Genomic DNA, 21,511 nt, shown 5'->3' on the forward strand with positions numbered 1-21,511 from the left:
CCTTACGCAAACCCTTTGTATAGCGCCAAGGAAGCCGAGACACTTAGCTTACTATGAAAAATGTACGGTCAGCCGCTGCGCGGCAAGCTGTTGATGTTCGATGCGATGAGCATGCAGTTCCGCGAGATGAAGCTGCCGAAGGATCCGCACTGCGAAGTGTGCGGCGGGGAATGACGGATAAAAAAAGGGCGGGATAATTCCCGCCCTGATGCGTTACCGCGAGGGTTACACGATGCCCTGGCTGCGCAGATAGTCTTCGTAGTTGCCGGTAAAGTCGATCACCTTGTTCGGGGTGATTTCCAGAATCCGGGTCGCCAGCGAGCTGACGAACTCACGGTCGTGGGAGACGAAGATCAGCGTGCCTTCGTACATCTCCAGCGCCATGTTCAGCGATTCGATGGATTCCATATCCAAGTGGTTGGTCGGTTCGTCCATCACCAGAATATTCGGGCGCTGCATCATCAGCTTGCCGAACAGCATGCGGCCCTTCTCACCACCGGATAGCACCTTCACGCGCTTCTTGATGTCGTCCTGGCTGAACAGCAAACGGCCCAGCACACTGCGCACCGCCTGCTCGTCGTCTTTTTCCTGCTTCCACTGGCTCATCCAGTCGAACACGGTCAGGGTGTCGTCGAACTCGTATTCGTGATCCTGCGCGTAATAACCGATACGGGCATTTTCCGACCACTTCACGGTGCCGCTGTCCGGCTGCGCGTCGCCCACCAGCGTTTTCAGCAGGGTGGTTTTACCGATGCCGTTGGCACCCAGCACCGCGACCTTCTCGCCCACTTCCACCATCAGGTTCAGCTTGTTGAACAGCGGGCCTTCGTCGAAGCCCTTGGTGAGCGCTTCCACTTCCAATGCGTTACGGAACAGCTTCTTGTCCTGCTCGAAACGGATGAACGGGTTCTGGCGGCTGGAGGCTTTCACCTCTTCCAGCTGGATCTTGTCAATCTGGCGGGCGCGCGACGTGGCCTGCTTGGATTTGGAGGCGTTGGCGCTGAAGCGGCTGACGAACGACTGCAGCTCGCTGATCTGCGCTTTCTTCTTGGCGTTGTCCGCCATCAGACGCTCACGCGCCTGGGTGGCGGCGGTCATGTATTCGTCGTAGTTGCCCGGGTAGACGCGCAGCTCGCCGTAGTCTAGATCCGCCATGTGGGTGCAGACCATGTTCAGGAAGTGACGGTCGTGCGAGATGATGATCATGGTGCTGTTGCGTTCGTTCAGCACCTGCTCCAGCCAACGAATGGTGTCGATGTCCAGGTTGTTGGTTGGTTCGTCGAGCAACAGGATTTCCGGATCGGAGAACAGCGCCTGCGCCAGCAACACGCGCAGCTTGAAGCCCGGCGCGATTTCGCTCATCGGGCCATAGTGCTGTTCCACCGGAATGCCCACGCCAAGCAGCAGTTCACCGGCACGCGCTTCGGCGGTATAACCGTCCATTTCGCCGTAGGCCACTTCCAGGTCGGCTACTTTATAGCCGTCTTCTTCGCTCATCTCCGCCAATGCGTAGATGCGGTCGCGCTCTTCCTTCACCGCCCACAGTTCGGTGTGACCCATGATCACGGTGTCCAGCACGCTGTACTGCTCGAAGGCGAACTGATCCTGACGCAGTTTACCCAGGCGCTCGTTCGGATCGAGGAACACGTTGCCGCCGCTCGGCACCAGATCGCCGCCGAGGATTTTCATAAAGGTGGACTTGCCGCAGCCGTTGGCGCCGATCAGGCCGTAACGGTTGCCGCCGCCGAATTTAACAGAGATGTTTTCAAACAACGGCTTACTGCCGAACTGCATGGTGATGTTGTTAGTGCTTAACACAGCGCTCGCTCTTTATACATAGGGAATGTGATTTGGCGCGCATTATGCCACAACGGGGTGCAGAGATCGCGGGAAGTTTCGGTGACATTTTGAGCGTCAGGCTGGTGCCGTTTGCCGGTGGGCATTGGCTTGCGTACAAAAAGTCTGCTCGATTCGCGCTTCATATTGAAAAGGATTTCTATGAAAAGCGCAAAGCAGATAGCCAACGACATGGCGGATGCCGTAAACATTGACAGCAATTTAGTGCGCGGGTTTGCACAAGGTTTTATCAGCGTACCGGTCGATTTCTACTACCTGGGCTACGACTATATTGATACTGAAAACATATGGTTAAACTCGCAAGATAAAGAGCGATTTATCAGACTCATCAAGTCAGGCCTGGCCAATAAAGCAAGCATCGAGAAAGTGGCTCATATCTTCATCGAAAACTTCGCCAGTAAGGTCAAGTTTGAAGATGTTAAGGACATGACCATAAGAACATCAGGCAAACTCATCGGCAAATTCGCCTTTAATCAGTTAGCCACCGCAAACATGGGATATATATTCTCTAAACAAATCATCCCACGGCTTGTCTCCGGTGTTGCCGTTGGCTCAATTCTCACCGCTGGGGCAAGCATATCGCGCTCTGTCTATACATCACGCGACTTGAGGGCAAGAAACTCACGGATGTATGATCAACTCAGACGCCTGGGAAACCTCGATCTGCTGTACTTTCTGTTAGAAAACAAAGTCCGACCATTCGAGGATGCCGTCTCGGTTTGGGAAAGAGATCGAAAGAAATTCAACCAAATTTGTCAGTACTTTTTTGCAAAGGTTAACGTATGAAGAACTTTATGCTGGCGGCTTTATCCAGAATTATTCAGGGCATTGGGTGCGGCGTTGTGGCCCTCTCGCTGTTAGCCATTGTCTGGTTCATGTTTTATTCCGACGATAGTTTTAAGTATCTGTGGGTTGCGACCTCCATAGCTGGAATTTTCTTAGGGTATTTCATTTTCAGGTTTGCGGTTAAAAAAATACACGACGGAAGCCCTGATTAAATAACATTGTGTTCAATTGAGCAGCAGATCACTCAGTCCAAAGAAACTCGCGTCAATTATTACATAGTTTGTCCTAATACCGACGCTCAGCGCAGCTGCTTCTCCAGCCACGCGCGCATATCCGCCACCACCCGCGTCATTTCACTCTCGCCATTTTCGCGCCGCATCACATGGTCTAAAGCCGGATAATTCAGGTAAGTGATATTCGTTTTGCCGTCGGCCCGCAGCTCGGCGATCATTTTCCCGACCGCCCCCGGCGAAACGGCGCGATCCTGGTCACCCTGCACGATCAGCACCGGCGTCTTGATGCTGCGCAGGGTGGCAAGCTGATCGATGTTCAGCATGCCATGCCACCAGGCATAGCCATGATCGCTGGCGTTCAGGGGGAACGGCGGCGCCGTCAGCACCTGCTGTAAAAATGCGTTCAGCCCGGCTTTCTCTTCTTTTGGCGCGTCGGCCACGCTGTGGCGCACATCGTCAATAAACCAGCGTCCGCCGCCGCTGAACGCCAGGGTGGCGTCAACCAGGCCCGAGGAGGCCGTCACCAGATTGGCGATCACCGCCCCTTCGCTGCCCCCCAACACCGCGACCTTTTGATAGCCGTTGCGCGCAATCACCGCCTGCAGCACCTGGGTGACATCGCTCACCCGCCGCTGCGGCGTATCATGCTGCACGAAAGCATCCGGGCAATCCTGCCGCGGTACTTCTTCGCGGTACGGCAACCGGTCGTCGATGCCGTATTTCTCCACCGTCAGCAGGTCTGCGGCGGGTAACACCTGCCGCATCGGCGTGACCAGGCGGATATGCCGCACGCTGTTGCAATCCGAGCCTTGCAGGATCACCAGCAGCGCCGGCGACGTCTCCCCAGGCACGGCGGCATCCAAATAGTAACGAATGCTCGATTTGTCTTCCCGCAGCAGCGTCAGCGCTGCAGATTGCGCCATCGCCAACCCGCTCCACAGCGCCAATACGCTCAGCATGCCTGTCGCCACTCTCATCACTTGCTCCTCTTCCCTGTTGCGTTCGGTTAATTCGTCTTTTCTGGTCTACGCTTCATGCCAATCACGTTTCTGACAGGGAAGCCTTACCATGCCACACCTCTATAACACCGCACTGCTGATCGGCGCCGCGCTGAGCACCATCGCCGCCCTGCTGCATATTTGGGTGATCGCCGCCGGGCCGCGCGGCTATCGGCTGTGCGGCGCCGGCGATCGCTTCATTAAGGCGGCGGAAGCGGGTAAAAAGTTCCCGGCTGTCGTCACCGCCGGTATCGCGCTGATGCTGTTTATTTGGGCGCTGTATGCGCTTTCCGGCGCGGGCCTGATCGCGCCGCTGCCACTGCTGCGGCCCGTGCTGTTTATCATTACCTTCATCTACCTGTTGCGCGGCGTCGCCGGCCCCTTCGCCCTGCGCGATACCGGCCGCAGCCAGCGTTTTATCGTCGTCAGCTCGCTGATTTGCCTCGGCTTCGGGCTGGTGCATCTGCTGGGGATGACGCAGCGCTGGAGTGCGTTGGCGTAACGCCCTGTTGCTGCAAAACGGCGATAAACGCCTGCGCGGCGGCGCTGCGGTAAGCGCCTTTGCGCTGCAGCCATACCGCCTGTCGCACCGGCATGGCGTTGGCCAACGCCACTTTTTTCAACTGCCGGTTCTCGCGTGCAATGGCGGCTGGCAGCAGCGTGGCAAGCTGCCCGCGCCGCACGATCTCGACGATGGCGCCCAGCGCATTGGCCTCTACCGCCACCTGCGGCCGAAACCCCTGTTGCGTGCAGTAGCGATCGATAAACTGCCGCGTGGCGAAGTCGCCACTCAGCAAAGCCAGCGGCAGATGTTGCCACTCTGCCAGCGTCAGCGGCCGGCGATGCGCCGCCAGGGGATGATCGGCGCCGACCATCAGCTCCAGCGTCTCGCTGAACAACGGCGTGGCTTCTACCTCCGCCGACTGCGCCATCTCGAAGGCGATCCCCAGGTCCAGCCGATCCTGCGCCAGCAGCGCCTCGATCCGCTCTTGCGCCATCTCCTCAATGCTCAGGGTAATCCCCGGGTAGCGGCGGTAGAACGCATCGATCGTCGGCCCCACCAGATAGGCGGTGAAGGTTGGCGTCATCGCCAGCCGCAAATGGCCGCGCGCCAGCGTCGCCACGTCATGGATCGCCCGCGCGCCGGCGTCCAAATCCTGCAGCGCCAGCCGCGCATAGCGCATCCACGCCTCACCGGCGTCGGTCAGGCGCACGGCTCTGCCACTGCGATCGAACAACGGCGCTCCTAGTGCGTCTTCCAACTGCTTGATCTGCTGGGACAACGTCGGTTGCGAGACGTGCAACGCTTCGGCGGCGCGGGTGAAGTTGCCCTGTTCGGCAACGGCCAGAAAATAACGGATGTGTCGCAGCAGCATAGCGCCCCAGCTATTAGTAAAACCTATAGCCAGCATTATAAATGGGTCTTAGACCCTATAGCCAGAAGCGTTCATCATGCCGCCATCGCATAACGACACCCAATGGAGAAACGGATGAAAGAGGTGATTGAAGGCTTCCTGAAGTTCCAGCGCGAAGCCTTTGTTGAACGCACGGCGCTGTTTCAGCAGTTGGCGACCCGCCAAAACCCGCGCACCCTGTTTATCTCATGTTCCGACAGCCGCCTGGTGCCGGAGCTGGTCACCCAGCGCGAGCCGGGCGATCTGTTCGTGATCCGCAACGCCGGTAACATCGTGCCTTCTTTTGGCCCCGAACCCGGCGGGGTGACCGCCTCGGTCGAGTACGCCGTCGCTGCGCTGGGCGTAGAAGACATCGTGATCTGCGGCCATTCCGACTGCGGCGCGATGACCGCCATCGCCACCTGCCAGTGTCTGGATCACCTGCCGACGGTCGCCGGCTGGCTGCGTTACGCCGATTCCGCCAAGGCGGTCAACCAGGCTTATCCGCACGCCTCCGACGCAGCCCGGGTCGCATCGATGGTGCGCGAAAACGTCATCGCCCAGCTCAACAACATCAAAACGCACCCTTCCGTCGCCCTGGCGCTGGATCAGGGCCGCCTGGCGCTGCACGGCTGGGTCTATGACATCGCCAGCGGCGCTATCGAGGCGCTGGACGGCGAAACCCGCCGCTTCGTGCCGCTCGCCACCCATCCCGAGGTGACCGCCACCCCGGCGATCGCCCGTTTTTAAGCCCACAAAAGGAGTCAACATGACACACTCTCTGCACAACACCGCCCCGCGCGAAGCGCTCACCGACACCATCATGGCCGCCAAGATCCGCCATAATCTGACGTTCGAAGCGCTGGCCGAGGGCACCGGTCTCAGCCTGGCGTTTGTCACCGCCGCCCTGCTGGGGCAGCATGCGCTGCCGGAACCGGCGGCGCGCACGGTAGCGGCCAAGCTGGGGCTGGACGAAGAAGCGGTGCTGCTGCTGCAAACCATCCCGCTGCGCGGCAGCATTCCCGGCGGCGTGCCAACCGATCCGACCATTTATCGCTTCTATGAAATGCTGCAGGTTTACGGTTCCACGCTGAAAGCGCTGGTGCACGAGCAGTTTGGCGACGGCATCATCAGCGCCATCAACTTCAAGCTGGATATCAAGAAGGTCGCCGATCCGGAAGGCGGCGAACGCGCGGTGATCACCCTGGACGGCAAATACCTGCCAACCAAGCCTTTCTAATTGGCCTTTCGCCGGCGGCCCGCGCTGCCGGCGAATTGACAGCCAACCTGCCATTGGCTACATTAACTGCGCTTAAACGCCGCCCTGGCGTTTTTCACTGCCCGAGGCCTGTATGTTGGAGATTGTAACCACCCGATAGTCGCTTCCTTGCCGTATGGCGAGGGACTCTGACGTATCCGACGCGCGTTTGCGCGGGGATGCGCGTATCTGGGGTTATTACAGGATCTCCCAACATGAACATTTCCAAAGCGGAACAACGCGTGCTGCACGTGTTGGCCAAAGGCGGCTATATCGCCTTCACCCGCAACGACGCCGGTCGCGTCACCCACGTCGAATGCTACACCCGCGAAGGGCTCGGCCTGGCCGACTGCTCGCTGGCCGTCTTCACCAAGCTCAAAACCAAACGCCTGATCCTCTCTCGCCAGGGGCGCCCTTATCGCGTCACCTTCGCCGGGCTCAAGGCCGTGCGGGCGCAGCTGGATAACCGTTAATCATCGATACCGGCCGGGCAGGCAGCCCGGTCGGCACAGCCTTATTTAATCAGGATACAACCATGAACATCACGTTACGCCACGAAACGCCGGCCGACGTCGGCGCCATCGCCACCCTGACCGCCGCCGCGTTCCTGCATGCCGAGCACAGCAGCCACACCGAGCAGTTTATCGTCAGCGCGCTGCGCGCGGCAGGCGCTCTCACCCTGTCGCTGGTCGCCGAGCAAAATGGCACACCGATCGGGCACGCGTCCATCTCGCCGGTCGTACTCAGCAACGGCGCCGCCGGGTGGTACGGGCTGGCGCCGGTATCGGTGCTGCCGGCCTGTCAGGGCCAGGGGATCGGCAGCCGACTGATCCGCCGGCTGCTGGCCGAGCTACAGGAACGCGGCGCCGCAGGCTGCGTAGTGCTGGGCGATCCGAACTATTACGGCCGTTTCGGCTTCCAGGCACAGACCGCGCTGACTCTGCCGGGCGTGCCGCAAGACTACTTCCGCGCCATCGCCTTCCAGGGCGCGCTGCCGTGCGCGGAGGTCACCTTCCACAACGCGTTTAACGCCGAAGCCTAACCCTGTTGCCGGCGCCGTCATGGCGCCGGTTTTCAGTCCCGTTCGCCATAACGCAAGACGGTCATCCCTTCCTCTTCCGCCGGGGGAACAAAGTACTGCGCCAGGCGCTCAAACTCCGCTTCGCTCAGGGCAAACGGGTGCTCGCCGCGCGCATTTCTCAGCGTTATCCGGCTCAGGCACTGCGCATGGCTGACATCGAGAAAGTGCAGGCAGTGTGCGACGCCGGCCTCCTCCGCCAAGGCTTTGGCCCAGCGCCGCCTGTCCGGCGTATTCATCGGAAAATCGAGCGCCACGGACCAACCGCCGCGCAGCAGCTGAACGAGGTGCCCGCCCAGCGCCCGCCGCAACCGGTCGGAACAGCGCGCGTAGTCTTGCAGACTGGCCATCTCCTGTTCATACAGCGTCGCCAGCCACGCATCTTCGCTCAGCAACAGCGTTTGCGGTTGCTGCGCCAAACTCTGCGCCAGCGTCGATTTGCCTGCGCCGGCCTTGCCGCACATCAGGTGTAAAACTGCAGGGTAGGTTTGCATGACGTTCTCCGGTCGTTGCCGGAAGGGGATAAAAAAACCCGCCTGCCGGCGGGTTTTTATTGGCGACACACGCGCTATCCCACCCTCTGGAGAAGGGTGATAATAATTTGCGCGAATGGGCGGTAGGATTTTTTCATAGCTAATGAATATGACAACCGTGCACCGTTGTCAATTCGCCGTCATCAATCCCTGTTCTCGCACAAACTCGGTGAATAAACTCACTTTCTGCTGCACATGCCGGCGCGTCGGGTAAACCGCGAAGACCTGATGCACGTCGGCAATCTGTTCAGGGAACAGCCGCACCAGTCTGCCGGCGGCGATCTCGGGATCCGCCACAAACGACGGCAGCGAACCGATGCCCAGTCCCGCCATCAGCATATCCCGCAGCATCAGGCTGTTGTTGGCGATCAGCCGGGGAGTGAACGTCACGCTCAGGCTCTCCTCGCCGGCGGTGAACTGCCACTGCCCCGGCTTTTCTGCCAGGGAATAGGCCAGACAGCTGTGCCGCGGCAAGTCATTGGGCGTTTGCGGCACGCCGTGCTGCGCCAAATAGCCGGGCGCGGCGCAAATTCGCTGGTGCACGTCACCCAGCGCCCGGGCGCTGAGGGAAGAATCCGGCAGTTGGCGGCGAATGCGCAAGGAAATATCGAAACCGGCCGCCACCACGTCCAATACCCTGTCGTCCAGCGTCAGTTCCACCTGCAGCTGCGGGTAACGTTGCATAAACGGCGGCAGCAGCGGCGACAGCACCGTCAGGCCGAACGAGAGCGGCGCATTGACCCGCAGCGTGCCGGAGACCTGCTGCGCGCTGGCGGCAACCGTCTGCTCCAGCGCGTCGAACTCGCCAAGCAACCGGCAGGCTTCCTGGTAATAGAGCTGCCCGGCTTCGGTCAGGCTCATGCTGCGGGTGGTGCGCACCAGCAACAGCGTCCCCAACCGACTTTCCAACTGCTTAATCTGCTTGCTCAATGCCGCCGGCGTGATCGCCAGATCCTCCGCCGCCTTATAGAAACTGTTGCGCTCAACCACGCGGCGAAAGGCGCGCATCGTCAGTAGCACGTCCATATTACGTCCTTCAGGTTAATTATTAATTCAATAAACCATAGATTATTAACCAAATAAATATCAGTAGACTTCATTCAACCGCTTCCCTGAGTGGGACGTGAATTTAATCTACTGATAATCATGGAGTTAATAATGAAAAAGACCCTAATCGCCCTGATGCTCGGCCTGAGCGCCGCCACCGCCCCCGTCGCCGCGCTGGCGCAATCCCCCGCCGCCGATAGCCGCCAGGAGGGTTATGTGCAACCGCTGACCGCCGACAACAGCCTGTTGCTGCTGGTCGATCTGCAGGACATGTTCGGCATGACCATTTCCTCTATCGATCAAACCAACCTGGTGAATAACGCCGCCGGCATCGCCAAGGCCGCCAAGGTGTTCAACGTGCCGACCATTCTGGCCTCGGCCAACGCCAAAAGCTTCGCCGGGCCGGTATTCCAGCAGGTGACGCAGGCACGCCCGGATCTGCAGGTGTACGATCGCACCGCCATCAACGTCTGGCAGGATCGGCGCGTGGTGGATCTGATCAAACAATCCGGCCGCAAGAAAATCATCATCGGCGGGCTGTGGACCGCCAGCTGCGTGATGCTGCCGGCGCTGTCCGCTCTGGGCGAGGGGTATGAGGTCTACATATTGTCGGACGTCACCGGCGACATTACGCCAGATAGTCAAAACAACGCCATGCAGCGCCTGATACAGGCAGGCGCCACCCCTATAAACTGGGTGGCGTTGATGCTGGAATGGCAGCAGGACTGGAACCGCAAGGCCACGGCGGGGGGCGTATTGCAGATCGCCCGCGACCACGGCGCCGCCTGGGGAATGGGCGCCCGCTACGCCGGGGCGATGAAGGTGGGCAGCGAAGCGAAATAAGCGGGTGAAAGCCCGCCGTCAGCGGGCTTTTTTCAGGTGCGGTGATAGCAACGGCTATCCTGCGGCGCCTGGTCGCGTCTCTCCAGCCCGTAATCCCGCACCACCTCCGCCACCCGCAGCCGATACTGCGCCAGCACCTCGCCACGGCCGCGCGCCTGCGCCCCCCGGTGCTGCTCGAGATTGCGCCACTGCTGCACCGCCGCTTCGTCGCGCCAGAAAGAGAGCGACAGCAGGCGCGCGGGATCGGCCAGGCTTTGAAAGCGCTCGATGGAAATGAATCCGTCGATCTGCGCCAACAGCGGCTTCAGCTCCGCCGCCAGCGCCAGATAGGTATCGCGCTGCCCGTCGGCAGCCTGCAGTTCAAAAATCACGGCGATCATTATCGTCTCCTCTCACGGTAAAATTCCGGTACGCACGCATGGTAAGAATGGCGCCACCGCACCGATTCCAACGCCCGCTCATCAATATCAAGCGGACACGGACGCACAGCACCAGAGTGCGATAACCACAGACTAACGATGGACGCGCAGTCATACTTCGTCTAACCTCGAAGTATGCATAACATCGACATTGAAGATCGTTTAGCGGCGCTGAGCGCCGCCATCGCCGACCGCACCCGGGCGCGCATGCTGTGCCTGTTGATGGACGGGCGCGCCTACACCGCCACCGAGCTCAGCGCGGCGGTCGAGGTTGCCCCGTCCACCGCCAGCGCGCATCTAGCGAAACTGCTGGAGCAGCGGCTGATCGCCTGCGTCAAACAGGGGCGCTATCGCTATTTCCGGCTGGCCGGTCAGCCGGTGGCCGACGCACTGGAAGGCCTGATGGCGCTGGCGGGCGTACCGCGCCCGTCGGTGAAAAGCAGCACGCCCACCACGCTGCAATATGCTCGCACCTGCTACGACCATATGGCGGGCGAGGTAGCGGTGAAGCTGCACGATCGGCTGCATGCGCTGAACTGGCTGGCCGGTGAAGAAGACTACCGATTAAGCGACGCCGGTCAGGCCGCGCTGACGCGGCTGGGCGTCGATTGCTCCCCCGCGCCCACTCGCCGCCGCTTCGCCTGCGGCTGTCTGGACTGGAGCGAGCGCCGATCTCACCTCGGCGGCGCGCTGGGCGCCGCGCTGTTGGCCGCCTTTATCCAACGCGGCTGGATCCTTCGCCGGCTCGACAGCCGCGAGCTGCAGCTGACCCCCGCCGGTAAAAAAGCGCTGGCCGCACATTTTGACCTCACGGTGTAACCCGGCGACAGGGTAGTTTTACTGCAATACTCTAGGGGTACGCTTAAGCGACCCCGCCAACCCGAGGAGTTTCCATGCTCGATTCCACCCAATTCCCGATCGTCAAACGCTGGCCGGCTCAGCATCCGGAATGGCTGCAGCTCTACTCTCTGCCGACGCCGAACGGCGTCAAAGTCTCCATCATGCTGGAAGAGATCGGCCTGCCTTATGAAGCGCACCTAATCGACATCGGCAACAACGAAACCTGGACGCCGGAATTCCTGGCGCTGAATCCGAACGGCAAGATCCCGGCGATCATCGATCCCGACGGCCCCGGCGGCCGGCCGCTGCCGCTGTTCGAATCCGGTGCCATTCTGCTCTACCTGGCGGAAAAGAGCGGCCGCTTCCTGCCGCAGGATCCAGCCCAGCGTTATGAAACCATTCAGTGGGTGTTCTTCCAGATGGCCGCCGTCGGCCCGATGTTCGGCCAGCTCGGTTTCTTCCATAAATTCGCCGGGCGCGAATATGAAGACAAGCGGCCGCTGGAGCGTTACAAAAACGAATCGAAACGCCTGCTTGGTGTGTTGGAAACGCGCCTGGAGGGCCGTGACTGGATCATGGGCGCAGACTACACCATCGCCGATATCTCGCTGCTGGGCTGGGTGCGCAACCTGATCGGCTTCTATGAGGCGCGCGATCTGGTGGAGTTCGACAGCTTCCCGCGCGTCGCGCAGTGGCTGGAGCGCGGTCTGGCGCGCCCGGCGGTGCAGCGTGGGCTCGCTATCCCGGCGCGCGCGGCCTGATTGTCAAACGGGATGGCCGCCGGGCCGTCCCGCCTTCCGCTGTCATAAAATTGTCATCCCTCTGCTCTACTCTCCTTTCGTAACAATTTGATGTTATTTACATTGTTGTATTACGACAAGGAGCTTACCCATGCAACCTGCTGTATCCCTGATCGCCGGCGCCGTGCTGTCCGCCCTGCTCTGTTCCTCCGCCATCGCGGCGGAAACCTCGGCCAATGCCGATGGCCTGACCGAGCGCGCCGCTCGCGGCACCCTCACCGAGCCGGGCGGCGCCCGTCGCCTGGCCGGCGATCAGACCGCCGCGCTGAAGGCGTCGCTGTCGGACAAAACGGTGAAAAACGTGATCCTGCTGATCGGCGACGGCATGGGGGATTCCGAGATCACCGCCGCGCGCAACTACGCTGAAGGCGCAGGCGGTTACTTCAAGGGCATCGACGCCCTGCCGCTGACCGGGCAATACACCCACTACTCGCTGGACAAGAAAACCCACAAGCCGGATTACGTGACCGACTCCGCCGCCTCGGCCACCGCCTGGGCCACCGGGGTGAAAACCTATAACGGTGCGCTCGGCGTGGACGTGAACGGCAAAGACCAGCCAACGCTGCTGGAGATCGCCAAGGCGGCCGGCAAGGCCACCGGCAACGTCTCCACCGCCGAGTTGCAAGACGCCACGCCGGCGGCGCTGGTGTCGCACGTCACCTCGCGCAAATGCTACGGCCCGGAAGAAACCAGCGAGAAATGTGCCGCTAACGCGCTGGAAAACGGCGGCCGCGGCTCGATCACCGAGCAACTGCTGAAAACCCGTGCCGACGTCACGCTGGGAGGCGGTGCGAAGTCCTTCAACCAGCTGGCGAAAAGCGGCGAATGGCAAGGAAAATCGCTGAAGGACCAGGCGGCGGCACAGGGTTATCAGTGGGTGAGCAACGCAGATGAACTGCAGGCCGTTACCCTGGCCAATCAGCAAAAACCGCTGCTGGGCCTGTTCGCCGACGGCAACATGCCGGTGCGCTGGCTGGGGCCGAAAGCCAGCTATCACGGCAACCTCGACAAGCCGGCGGTAACCTGTGAAAACAACCCGGCGCGCACCGCGGCCACGCCAACGCTGGCGGCGATGACCGACAAAGCGATCGCGCTGCTGAAAGACAACCCGAACGGCTTCTTCCTGCAGGTCGAGGGGGCGTCGATCGATAAGCAGGATCACGCCGCCAATCCGTGCGGGCAGATTGGTGAAACCGTCGATCTGGACGAAGCGGTGCAAAAAGCGCTGGCCTTCGCTCGCGCCGACGGCAACACGCTGGTGATCGTCACCGCCGACCACGCGCACTCCAGCCAGATCGTCGCCGCCGACGCCAAAGCGCCGGGCCTGACCCAGATACTGACCACCAAAGACGGTGCGCCGATGACCCTCAGCTACGGCAACTCGGAAGAAGAGTCGCAGGGGCATACCGGCACTCAGTTGCGCGTCGCGGCCTACGGCCCGCACGCCGCCAACGTGGTGGGATTGACCGATCAGACCGATCTGTTCTTCACCATGCGCGATGCGATGGGCATCAAGTAACCGCCAGCTGAACGATGGCCGCTCGCAACGACGGCCATTTATTATTGGTTACCGATAGGTATTTGCAATTTAACCGCAATTATTGTGTGATAATGAAATAATGTTTAATTGCGCGACAATTAACCCCTGAAAATAACGCGGTTATACGGCCTTTCTTCCCTCTCTGTTTATTCCTGCGACAGCAACCGCCCTATTTTTGCTTATATTCATTTTTTTTAGTTACAAAAGTAGTTTTTAACATTCTCGCAAACAATAATACCCCGCCAGTAACGTGAACCGATCAATTTGCATCCGGACGGCCTGCAATAGTTCACTTTTCGTTAAATACCCTATTAACAAAAAGGCATTATCGCTGCCTATCGGCTCATGCCGGGCGGTCGGCTTCATTATTTTCCAGGGTAACTCCCGCTAAATTCTTTCACCTGCAATGAGTAGAATTTACACACAAGAGATTTAATTCAATGAGAAAATTACTCGTCCTGATTTTCAGTCTCAGCCTGTTTAGCGTTACGCAGCAGGCGGCAGCTGAAGAGAAGAATAAAACCGTCGACGTGGTGTTGATCGGCGGCGGCATCATGAGCGCCACTTTGGGTACCTATCTGCATGAGCTGGAGCCGACCTGGACCATCGACATGTACGAGCGCATGAACGGCGTGGCGGAAGAGAGCTCCAACGGCTGGAACAACGCCGGTACCGGCCACTCCGCCTTTAGCGAAATGAACTACACGCCGGAAAAAGCCGATGGCACCATCGACATCAGCAAGGCGGTGAAGGTCAACGAGTCTTTCGAAATCTCTCGCCAATTCTGGTCTTATCAGGTGAAAAACGCTGTCCTGAAAGATCCGAAATCCTTCATTAACAGCGTGCCGCACATGAGCTTCGTGTGGGGTGACGACAACGTCAACTTCCTGCGTAAACGCTACGCGGCGCTGCAGCACAGCACCCTGTTCCGCGGCATGGAATATTCCGAAGACCCTGCGCAAATCAAGCAGTGGGCGCCGCTGGTGATGAACGGCCGCGATCCGGCGCAGAAAATCGCCGCGACCCGCATGCCGCTGGGTACCGACGTCAACTTCGGCGTGATCACCCACCAGTTGGTTGACGCGCTGAGCGCCAGCGACAAGTTCAAGCTGAACCTGAGCCACGAAGTGCGCGACATTAAGCGCAACGCCGACCAAACCTGGAGCGTGACCGTTGCCGATCTGAACCGCGACGGTAAAGAAACCACCGTTAACGCCAAGTTCGTGTTCATCGGCGCAGGCGGCGCGTCCCTGACCCTGCTGCAGAAATCCGGCATCCCAGAAGCCGACGGCTACGGCGGCTTCCCGGTCGGCGGCCAGTTCCTGGTCACTACCAACCCGGAGATCGCCAACCAGCACCTGGCCAAAGTGTATGGCCTGGCCAGCGTAGGTTCGCCGCCGATGTCCGTGCCGCACCTGGATACCCGCATGCTGGACGGCAAGCGCGTGCTGCTGTTCGGGCCGTTCGCCACCTTCTCCAGCAAGTTCCTGAAGAACGGTTCGCTGTTCGATCTGATGCACTCGCTGAGCACCTCGAACCTGATGCCGATGACCCACGTCGGTCTGGATAACTTCGATCTGGTGAAATACCTGGTCGGCCAGCTGATGATGAACGACGACGATCGCTTCGCCGCGTTGAAAGAGTACTTCCCGGACGCCAAGCAGGCAGACTGGAAGCTGTGGACCGCAGGCCAGCGCGTACAGATCATCAAGAAAGACGCGGATAAAGGCGGCGTGCTGCAGTTCGGCACCGAAGTCGTCAGCTCTGAAGACGGCAGCATCGCCGCTCTGCTGGGTGCTTCGCCGGGCGCTTCTACCGCTGCGCCGATCATGCTGCATCTGATGGAAACCGTGTTCAAAGACAAAGTAGCGACGCCGGAATGGCAGAGCAAGCTGAAAGAGATCATCCCGTCTTACGGCCATAAGCTGAACGGCGATATCGAGATGACCAACAAGATCCGCGGTTACACCAGCAGCGTGCTGGGTCTGAACTACATTGAAGTGAAACCGGAAACTAACTGATTTTCCATCGCTTCCTCCTGATAAGGCCGCTTTATGCGGCCTTTCTTTTATCCCCCTGCCGTTCAAAGAGCATTTTTGGCCACCTTTTTACCCCCGGTTTACCCTTGCGTAACGGCGTACTCACGCCTATTATCAAAGTATATTCTTGGATAATTAAGCTAAGTCACTGTGACCTGAATGTCGTTTTTGCGGGAGAACTAAAACCATGGATCGCGTCAATATCATTCACGATTTACTAGACTGGATTGAAACTCATCTGGACCAACCGCTGCTGCTGGATAACGTCGCCGCCAAGTCGGGCTACTCCAAATGGCACCTGCAGCGCATGTTCCGCAGCACCACCGGCCACGCACTCGGCAGCTATATCCGCGAGCGGCGCCTGTCGCAGGCGGCGCAGGCGCTGCGCTCCACCCCGCGTCCGATCCTGGATATCGCCCTGCAATACCATTTCGATTCTCAGCCTTCGTTCTCACGCGCCTTCAAGAAACAGTTCGGTAAAACCCCGGCGGTGTATCGCCGTACCACCCGCTGGGATGTTGCGGAGTGGCCGGCACAGCCGATAGAGGCGCAGGCTGAATCGCACCATGATGCCCCCACGCTGCCACGCTGGTACGCCGGCAAACCGCCGGAAGGCGTTTGCACCAGCTGGATGGGGCTGCGTTAATCGATAACGCAAAAAAGCCAATGGATAAAACCCATTGGCTTTTTCGTCGGAACGCGACTTAGTTGTACTCGATGGTAAAGGTGGCGGTCGACTTGATATTGCCGCCTTTAATCGTCGAACCGGTGCGATAGTAGCGTGCCTTCAGCGGCAGCGTTAAGGTATTGGCCTGGTTGGGAATGGTACGTCCGGCATTGACCGCATCGCCATTTTTGATCGGCTGGGTCGTATTGCCGGTCAACAGCTGGACGGCAACACCGGATGCTGTGTTGGCGCCAGGCTCGGATTTGATCACCCCAGGTGCATTGGAAGCATCCTGCGTATAGTCAAAACGCACATTGACGATCCCTTGTCCCGCACTGCCTGGCAACAGATCCTCACCAACGCCGCCAACGCAATTGATATTGATATCAAATGCTTTTTCACCCTGCGTTGAACCTACGCCGCCAAACGAGGCTGCAGTGACAGTATCCAGATTAACCACCTTGTTCTTGGAACCGCTGTCCACGTTGCAAGTCGACGTCACGATCGTCAGGCTGTTGGCATCGACGATCGATTCCAGCATCGGCAACCCCTGACCGGAACCATCCATATAGTAAGTCGTGTACTTGCCTGGGACCAGTTGGCCGGTGCCGGTTTGCGCGGCGGTTTTCACAATGTCGATCTTAAAGTAACCGCCATTCAGGTTGACGGTTGTATTACCCCGTAATGCCAACGTGTGGGGATAATAAGTACTTATTGTCCCCGCTTCACGGTATAAACGAATCCCGATACCTGGAATATTGGTGCTCCATACATTGCTGAAGCTCGTCCGGCTGCCCTGGAGGATCTGCCCAATCGCGCTACCGCCGTTATAACAACGACCATAACCGGAGACCGGGTTAATCGCGAACTGACCGGTGACCAAGGTGTCTCCAACCTGGCTGCTTGGCGTAACCAGCACGCGCCCAAGCTTCATGTTGATCACCTGCGCCTTGTAACCATTATTAACGTAACAGGCGGCGTAAGCGCTCTGGCCGCCCGCCATCAGCAGTCCGAGCAGCATCAGGCATTTCGCTGGCGCTTTATTCAGCGGTGGAACACGCGTAAACTTTATCATTTGCAACTCGCTTCAATAATTTCGTAGTCAGGATTATTGCTTTGCGCCTTGGCGCTATAGCTGACAGAGCACTGCTGCGTTGGCTGTGTGCCCCACTTAATCTGCAACAAACCTTTCTTAGCTTCGGTACGCAAGTAGATGCGACTGCCCTGCCCAACAATGCCGACCACCTGATTACGGGTATCCAGCACTTCAGCGCCAAACGGCAGCGCGTTGCCATCAGGGCCGAGCGCATGAATGATCAATGCCTGGCCTTTCGTTGTTTTGAATTCCAACCGGGCAACCGCGCCGGCATATGGCGCAACCTGTTGGCTGCTGCTTTCCAATTCAACATCGCGTGACATGCCGCTCGGATCGAGCGTTACGCTCGTCATGCGATATGGTGCAACATAAGGAACCACAGCATAACCGTTGTCATCGATACGAACGCCTGGCGAGTTGGTCACAATCGCGCCAGCGGCGTCTGGCGCTTCCACCAGCACCATGGTCTGTCCGCGTTGCGGTGTCAGCGTGACGCCGCCGCTATGGGCAACCACGCTGCCCGATGCACCGATCGACGACTGACGGTAATCTTTACCATAGCTGTAGGACCCGTTCATCGTGGCGAAACGGCTACGGTATTCACCGCTCACGCTGCTGTTGGTGCCGCCTGAACGATCGTTGGCTAACGTAGCGCTATAGCTGATGTTGTTGTCTTCGCCGGTTGAACCATTCATGCCCACACGGCTGCTGTCGTAACCGTTGTCGGTGTAGCCCAGTGAACTGTTCAGGCTCAGGGTTTGCGAACCGACGCTGAATGGAATCGACAGTGTCAGGTAATAACGAGTCTCATCTCGGTTATACATATCCGAGGTGCGCATGGCGGAAAGGCCATAGGTCACGCGACCATAATAGTTGTTATAGCCCACCTGGTACTGCTTGGTGCTCCCGCCACGGTTCCAGTAGTCGCGTACCGAACCGGTGATGTACAAGGAACCGTAATTGTCGCCCAGCCCTTGGTTCAGCGTCAGCTGGTATTCGCTACGCTGGCGGTTAACCGCATCTGCGCTTAAACCCTTGCGCTCATTGTCACGGGAGTAGACGGCATCCTGCAAAGAGAGGTAGCCGGAAGTCGAATAGCGATAAGCAGCGATCGTGAAGTTGGTGTTGGTTTCGGTCATCAACTTGCTATAGCTGAGCTTATAGCTCTGGCCTGATTGGTCGCCCTGCTTCAAGCGGGTATTGGACTGCGTGACGTCCAGCGCAAATGCGCCAACCGGTGTCGCGACCGCGCTGCCCACCAGCACTGCACCATAGCCATCGCTGACGATCCCGCCTGTGTATCCCGTAAGAATGTTGGTAAAACCGCGCTGATAAGTCGCCTGGAACATGTCGGGTTCCTTGCTTAAATTATCATCGCGTACTCGACCCGCAGTGATGGCATAACGCTGAATACCTGGACGAAGCATCTGCGCTACCGAAGCATAGGGAACGCTGAACTGGCGTTTGCTGCCGTCGGCCTCGTTAATGGTGACATTCAGATCGCCGCCGTAACCCGTAGGGTAGAGATCGTTGATGATGAACTCGCCCGGAGCGACGGTAGTTTGGTAGATCAGCTGGTTATTCTGACGTACTTCCACCAGGGCGTTGCTTTGCGCGACCCCACGCACAACCGGCGCATACCCGTTCAATGAATCAGGCAGCATGCGATCGTCCGTGGCGATCTGCACGCCGCGAAAACCGATGGAGTTGAAGAAATCACCGCTGGTGTAACTGTCGCCCAACGTCAGCATGCCGCGGATAGACGGCATTGCCCGCTGCGCGTAAGTCGCGGTGTTTTGCCAATGGGTGCTGTCGTTAGAACGCCAGTTCACGTTGGAATCGTGACGCAGCTGCCAACCCGCCACGTTTAACCCGGCATTCAACGTTAAATATGCATTAGTTGAATCGGAGTTGCTGCCGTTGGCAGAGCTGTGGGTATTGAACGCATTGAAATTATACGACAGGCTGCCGGCGGTAATACCGCGATCCCAGAAGCGCGGATCGACATAACCGCGAGCGCTGCGGCGCAGCGCCGCCTGAGGGATGCTGATATCCATGCGCAGCGTACTGGTGTCCAAGCGGTAATAGGCTTCCGGTACCCATTGAGTCAGCGTTTTGCACGTCTCGGTATTAACGGCAGGATCCCCGCTCATTGTGGCGGTATCCACACCGAACTCATCCAACGACAGTAAGCTAAAACAGGTATCGGCGCTGTTTTTCCCCGGCACGTTTTTAAAGTCGATACTTTTTTTGCCTTTCCACTCGCCGTTCACATACACGTCGAGCGAATATTTTCCCGCCAAGATCGGGTTACCATCACGGAAGCGTGAAAGATCCACGCCCTGCGCTTCCCCAATCAGGAAGCTGCTGTTAAAAGTCGCTTCAACCGGTGCTGCCGGCTTTTTGCTATCGGCAACCCCCTCCGCCCAAGACGTCGCAGGGGCCGCCAGACAGAGCGCGCTACCGGTTAACAGCAGAATCGATTTATAATTGGACAGCGCCATTTTAACAGCTGCAGAGATAGGTAACTCTTTCATATAAAGCATTCCTTTACCAAATTAAGCTCGCCCTCTGAAATAAATTGCTCTGGGCCTGAGGCTCTGTTCCAAGAGTTACTTTTGCTTATTCTTAGTACGGGACACGCGTCCGCCAAAATCATTAATAGTGGTGTAGGCAATGTCAGCAATGCGCGCGCTGTCGCCGGAGAACGACAATGTCTTTTCCTGTCCGGGTGCCAGCATGTCGCCGTGCGGGGCCAACGGCACACGTTTTTGGTTCACGACAGCATTAATCTCGGTAAATGACACATAGTACGGCGTTGGGTTTTTCACGCTGACGCCCCCAGCGCTGAAGCTCCACTGCAGTTTTTCCGGCGCATCATTCGCTTCTCCCGCCAGACCGGTCGGCCGATACAGCAGTTTTACGCGGGTACGGAATGCCACCTGTAAAAAGTTTTCAGGTGCGCCATTGTTTGCCCCGGTTGGTGCTGGCGGGATCTCCAGTACGTTCAACCAAAACAAGGATTCTTTGTCTTGCGGCAAACTCGCCGTGGTCAATGAAACGCGCAGCGCTTGGCCGGTAGCCGGTTCAACACGGCTGATTGGCGGTGAAACGATAAATGGCGCTTTGCTGTTTTCTGGTGTGGTTTTTGCGTCGCCTTCATCAATCCAAGACTGAATAAGTGCCGGTGAAGCACCATTATTTGATAATTGGACGGTAACTTCCCGTTGCTTTCCCGGATAAATAATACGAGTACCGTTAATAATGACACTGGAAAAAACGCTGCTACTGAAAAGCATGGCGCTCAGCAATATGCTGTATTTTTTAAATGAGTTCTTCATTATCTTATCGCTACGGTAAGGGAAAACGGTGGGGGCATAACTCCCCCACCCGAATAAGAATATTACTTAAAGAAATATTACTTACTGGTAAATGATGGTGTACTGAACGCTAGAAGTCACATCACCAGCGCCGGCAGCGTTGGTAGCGTAATATTCAGCGTAGTAGTTCAGGTCAGCAGAGTCGCCTTCGTTAGCAACGGTAACCCACTGGGAGTTATTCTGCGCACCATTAGCACCAGCAGCCAGGATAGGCAGGAATTGGTTGTTGCTGCCCAGAAGCTGGATCTGCACGTTAGTTGCAGCATCAGTCTGCGCCTGGTTGTTCAGACGGCCAGTATTGAAATCAACAGTAGCGCCCGGTTCGAAATAAGTAGCTACCTGGCCTTTAGAGCATTTGGTCAGGTTGATCGCGAACGGAGTACGGCCAGCAGTTGCGCTCTGAGTTGCCAGAGTAGAAGCAGAAACAGTTGGCAGAGTTACGGTGAAATCTTTACCGCCTGGGGTGCTGATAGTACAAGTTTGGTCAGTCACTTTACCGTTGAAAGTAATAGTCCCGTCAGCAGCTTGAGCAGAGAAAGAAGAAATAGCAGCAGTGCTTACAGCCAATGCCAATACAGCAGACAGTTTAGAGATTTTCATATTTAGACTCTCGATGAATTAATACGCTTATAAAGTACATTCAGCGATGCTACTCCTTGTCAGGAATGAAGCCCGATGAATCCATTGCCGGACGAAATATAGA

Annotated in this window: 23 protein-coding genes and 1 pseudogene; 14 read left to right on the top strand and 10 right to left on the bottom strand. The window is 58.1% G+C overall.

Annotated features, from left to right (window positions below):
- Positions 1-63 precede the first annotated feature (63 nt).
- Positions 64-174, top strand: a pseudogene (locus tag N6G83_RS10885) (molybdopterin-synthase adenylyltransferase MoeB); the annotation flags it as partial.
- 51 nt (positions 175-225) lie between these two features.
- Here N6G83_RS10885 and N6G83_RS10890 read toward each other — a convergent pair.
- A complete protein-coding gene (locus N6G83_RS10890; RefSeq protein ID WP_025302134.1) occupies positions 226-1,818 on the bottom strand; it encodes an ABC-F family ATPase in 1,593 nt (530 codons plus the stop codon).
- A gap of 180 nt (positions 1,819-1,998) precedes the next feature.
- On the opposite strand from N6G83_RS10890, the gene N6G83_RS10895 reads away from it, so the two are divergent.
- A complete protein-coding gene (locus N6G83_RS10895; protein WP_260515310.1) occupies positions 1,999-2,643 on the top strand; it encodes a hypothetical protein in 645 nt (214 codons plus the stop codon).
- The gene (locus tag N6G83_RS10900) at positions 2,640-2,855 is read left to right on the top strand and encodes a hypothetical protein (RefSeq protein ID WP_025302132.1); all 216 of its coding nucleotides are present in this window, start codon (positions 2,640-2,642) and stop codon (positions 2,853-2,855) included. Before N6G83_RS10895 ends, N6G83_RS10900 begins: the two co-directional genes overlap by 4 nt.
- A gap of 86 nt (positions 2,856-2,941) precedes the next feature.
- Here N6G83_RS10900 and N6G83_RS10905 read toward each other — a convergent pair whose 3' ends face one another.
- A complete protein-coding gene (locus N6G83_RS10905) occupies positions 2,942-3,853 on the bottom strand; it encodes an alpha/beta hydrolase family protein (protein WP_238969187.1) in 912 nt (303 codons plus the stop codon).
- A 91-nt stretch (positions 3,854-3,944) separates the two neighbouring features.
- Here N6G83_RS10905 and N6G83_RS10910 point away from each other — a divergent pair, with 91 nt between their 5' ends.
- A complete protein-coding gene (locus N6G83_RS10910; RefSeq protein ID WP_025302130.1) occupies positions 3,945-4,376 on the top strand; it encodes a hypothetical protein in 432 nt (143 codons plus the stop codon).
- On the opposite strand, the gene cynR is transcribed toward N6G83_RS10910, so the two are convergent.
- Positions 4,300-5,250 (bottom strand): transcriptional regulator CynR, encoded by a 951-nt coding sequence (cynR, locus tag N6G83_RS10915; protein WP_025302129.1) that lies wholly within the window; start codon positions 5,248-5,250, stop codon positions 4,300-4,302. The genes N6G83_RS10910 and cynR overlap by 77 nt on opposite strands.
- A gap of 114 nt (positions 5,251-5,364) precedes the next feature.
- Between cynR and N6G83_RS10920 the strand changes: the two genes are divergently transcribed.
- The 4 genes from N6G83_RS10920 (at position 5,365) to N6G83_RS10935 (ending at position 7,568) form a co-directional block, all read left to right on the top strand.
- The gene (locus tag N6G83_RS10920) at positions 5,365-6,018 is read left to right on the top strand and encodes a carbonic anhydrase (protein WP_049203432.1); all 654 of its coding nucleotides are present in this window, start codon (positions 5,365-5,367) and stop codon (positions 6,016-6,018) included.
- 19 nt (positions 6,019-6,037) lie between these two features.
- On the top strand, positions 6,038-6,508 hold the full coding sequence (cynS, locus tag N6G83_RS10925; RefSeq protein WP_049203430.1) for a cyanase: 471 nt from the start codon (positions 6,038-6,040) through the stop codon (positions 6,506-6,508).
- 233 nt (positions 6,509-6,741) lie between these two features.
- Complete coding sequence (locus tag N6G83_RS10930) at positions 6,742-6,999, top strand: YjhX family toxin (RefSeq protein ID WP_004939031.1); 258 nt, start codon at positions 6,742-6,744, stop codon at positions 6,997-6,999.
- Positions 7,000-7,061: 62 nt separating this feature from the next.
- Positions 7,062-7,568, top strand: coding sequence for a GNAT family N-acetyltransferase (locus tag N6G83_RS10935; RefSeq protein WP_060447547.1), 507 nt, complete (start codon positions 7,062-7,064; stop codon positions 7,566-7,568).
- Between the two features lie 32 nt (positions 7,569-7,600).
- Here N6G83_RS10935 and N6G83_RS10940 read toward each other — a convergent pair whose 3' ends face one another.
- Together N6G83_RS10940 and N6G83_RS10945 are read right to left on the bottom strand one after the other, a co-directional pair.
- A complete protein-coding gene (locus tag N6G83_RS10940; RefSeq protein ID WP_049295266.1) occupies positions 7,601-8,098 on the bottom strand; it encodes an AAA family ATPase in 498 nt (165 codons plus the stop codon).
- A gap of 168 nt (positions 8,099-8,266) precedes the next feature.
- Positions 8,267-9,163, bottom strand: coding sequence for a LysR family transcriptional regulator (locus tag N6G83_RS10945; RefSeq protein ID WP_197790532.1), 897 nt, complete (start codon positions 9,161-9,163; stop codon positions 8,267-8,269).
- Between the two features lie 132 nt (positions 9,164-9,295).
- Between N6G83_RS10945 and N6G83_RS10950 the strand changes: the two genes are divergently transcribed.
- Positions 9,296-10,027, top strand: coding sequence for an isochorismatase family protein (locus N6G83_RS10950; protein ID WP_260515315.1), 732 nt, complete (start codon positions 9,296-9,298; stop codon positions 10,025-10,027).
- Positions 10,028-10,059: 32 nt separating this feature from the next.
- Here N6G83_RS10950 and N6G83_RS10955 read toward each other — a convergent pair whose 3' ends face one another.
- Positions 10,060-10,407: an antibiotic biosynthesis monooxygenase gene (locus N6G83_RS10955; protein WP_173889025.1), complete on the bottom strand. Its 348-nt coding sequence runs from the start codon at positions 10,405-10,407 to the stop codon at positions 10,060-10,062.
- A 174-nt stretch (positions 10,408-10,581) separates the two neighbouring features.
- Here N6G83_RS10955 and N6G83_RS10960 point away from each other — a divergent pair, with 174 nt between their 5' ends.
- The 5 genes from N6G83_RS10960 to N6G83_RS10980 all read left to right on the top strand — a co-directional run bounded on the left by N6G83_RS10960 (position 10,582) and on the right by N6G83_RS10980 (position 16,311).
- On the top strand, positions 10,582-11,265 hold the full coding sequence (locus N6G83_RS10960) for an ArsR/SmtB family transcription factor (protein WP_049208883.1): 684 nt from the start codon (positions 10,582-10,584) through the stop codon (positions 11,263-11,265).
- A gap of 74 nt (positions 11,266-11,339) precedes the next feature.
- The gene (locus N6G83_RS10965; RefSeq protein ID WP_025302120.1) at positions 11,340-12,047 is read left to right on the top strand and encodes a glutathione S-transferase N-terminal domain-containing protein; all 708 of its coding nucleotides are present in this window, start codon (positions 11,340-11,342) and stop codon (positions 12,045-12,047) included.
- 130 nt (positions 12,048-12,177) lie between these two features.
- Positions 12,178-13,605 carry an alkaline phosphatase gene (phoA, locus tag N6G83_RS10970; protein WP_025302119.1) on the top strand — a complete coding sequence of 476 codons (1,428 nt, stop codon included), beginning with the start codon at positions 12,178-12,180 and terminating at the stop codon, positions 13,603-13,605.
- Between the two features lie 461 nt (positions 13,606-14,066).
- Positions 14,067-15,647 carry a malate dehydrogenase (quinone) gene (gene mqo, locus N6G83_RS10975; protein WP_049203423.1) on the top strand — a complete coding sequence of 527 codons (1,581 nt, stop codon included), beginning with the start codon at positions 14,067-14,069 and terminating at the stop codon, positions 15,645-15,647.
- A 205-nt stretch (positions 15,648-15,852) separates the two neighbouring features.
- A complete protein-coding gene (locus tag N6G83_RS10980) occupies positions 15,853-16,311 on the top strand; it encodes a helix-turn-helix domain-containing protein (protein WP_025302117.1) in 459 nt (152 codons plus the stop codon).
- 58 nt (positions 16,312-16,369) lie between these two features.
- Here the strand turns inward: N6G83_RS10980 and N6G83_RS10985 are convergent, their stop codons facing one another.
- From N6G83_RS10985 to N6G83_RS11000, 4 genes are all read right to left on the bottom strand, one after another.
- Entirely contained in the window at positions 16,370-17,407 is a 1,038-nt protein-coding gene (locus N6G83_RS10985) for a fimbrial protein (RefSeq protein WP_025302116.1), read from the bottom strand.
- Positions 17,404-19,965, bottom strand: coding sequence for a fimbria/pilus outer membrane usher protein (locus N6G83_RS10990; protein WP_025302115.1), 2,562 nt, complete (start codon positions 19,963-19,965; stop codon positions 17,404-17,406). Before N6G83_RS10990 ends, N6G83_RS10985 begins: the two co-directional genes overlap by 4 nt.
- 75 nt (positions 19,966-20,040) lie before the next feature.
- Positions 20,041-20,769 carry a molecular chaperone gene (locus N6G83_RS10995; protein WP_025302114.1) on the bottom strand — a complete coding sequence of 243 codons (729 nt, stop codon included), beginning with the start codon at positions 20,767-20,769 and terminating at the stop codon, positions 20,041-20,043.
- A gap of 81 nt (positions 20,770-20,850) precedes the next feature.
- Positions 20,851-21,408 (bottom strand): fimbrial protein, encoded by a 558-nt coding sequence (locus tag N6G83_RS11000; RefSeq protein WP_041034152.1) that lies wholly within the window; start codon positions 21,406-21,408, stop codon positions 20,851-20,853.
- Positions 21,409-21,511 lie beyond the last annotated feature (103 nt).

This window comes from Serratia sp. PL7 (assembly GCF_945957435.1).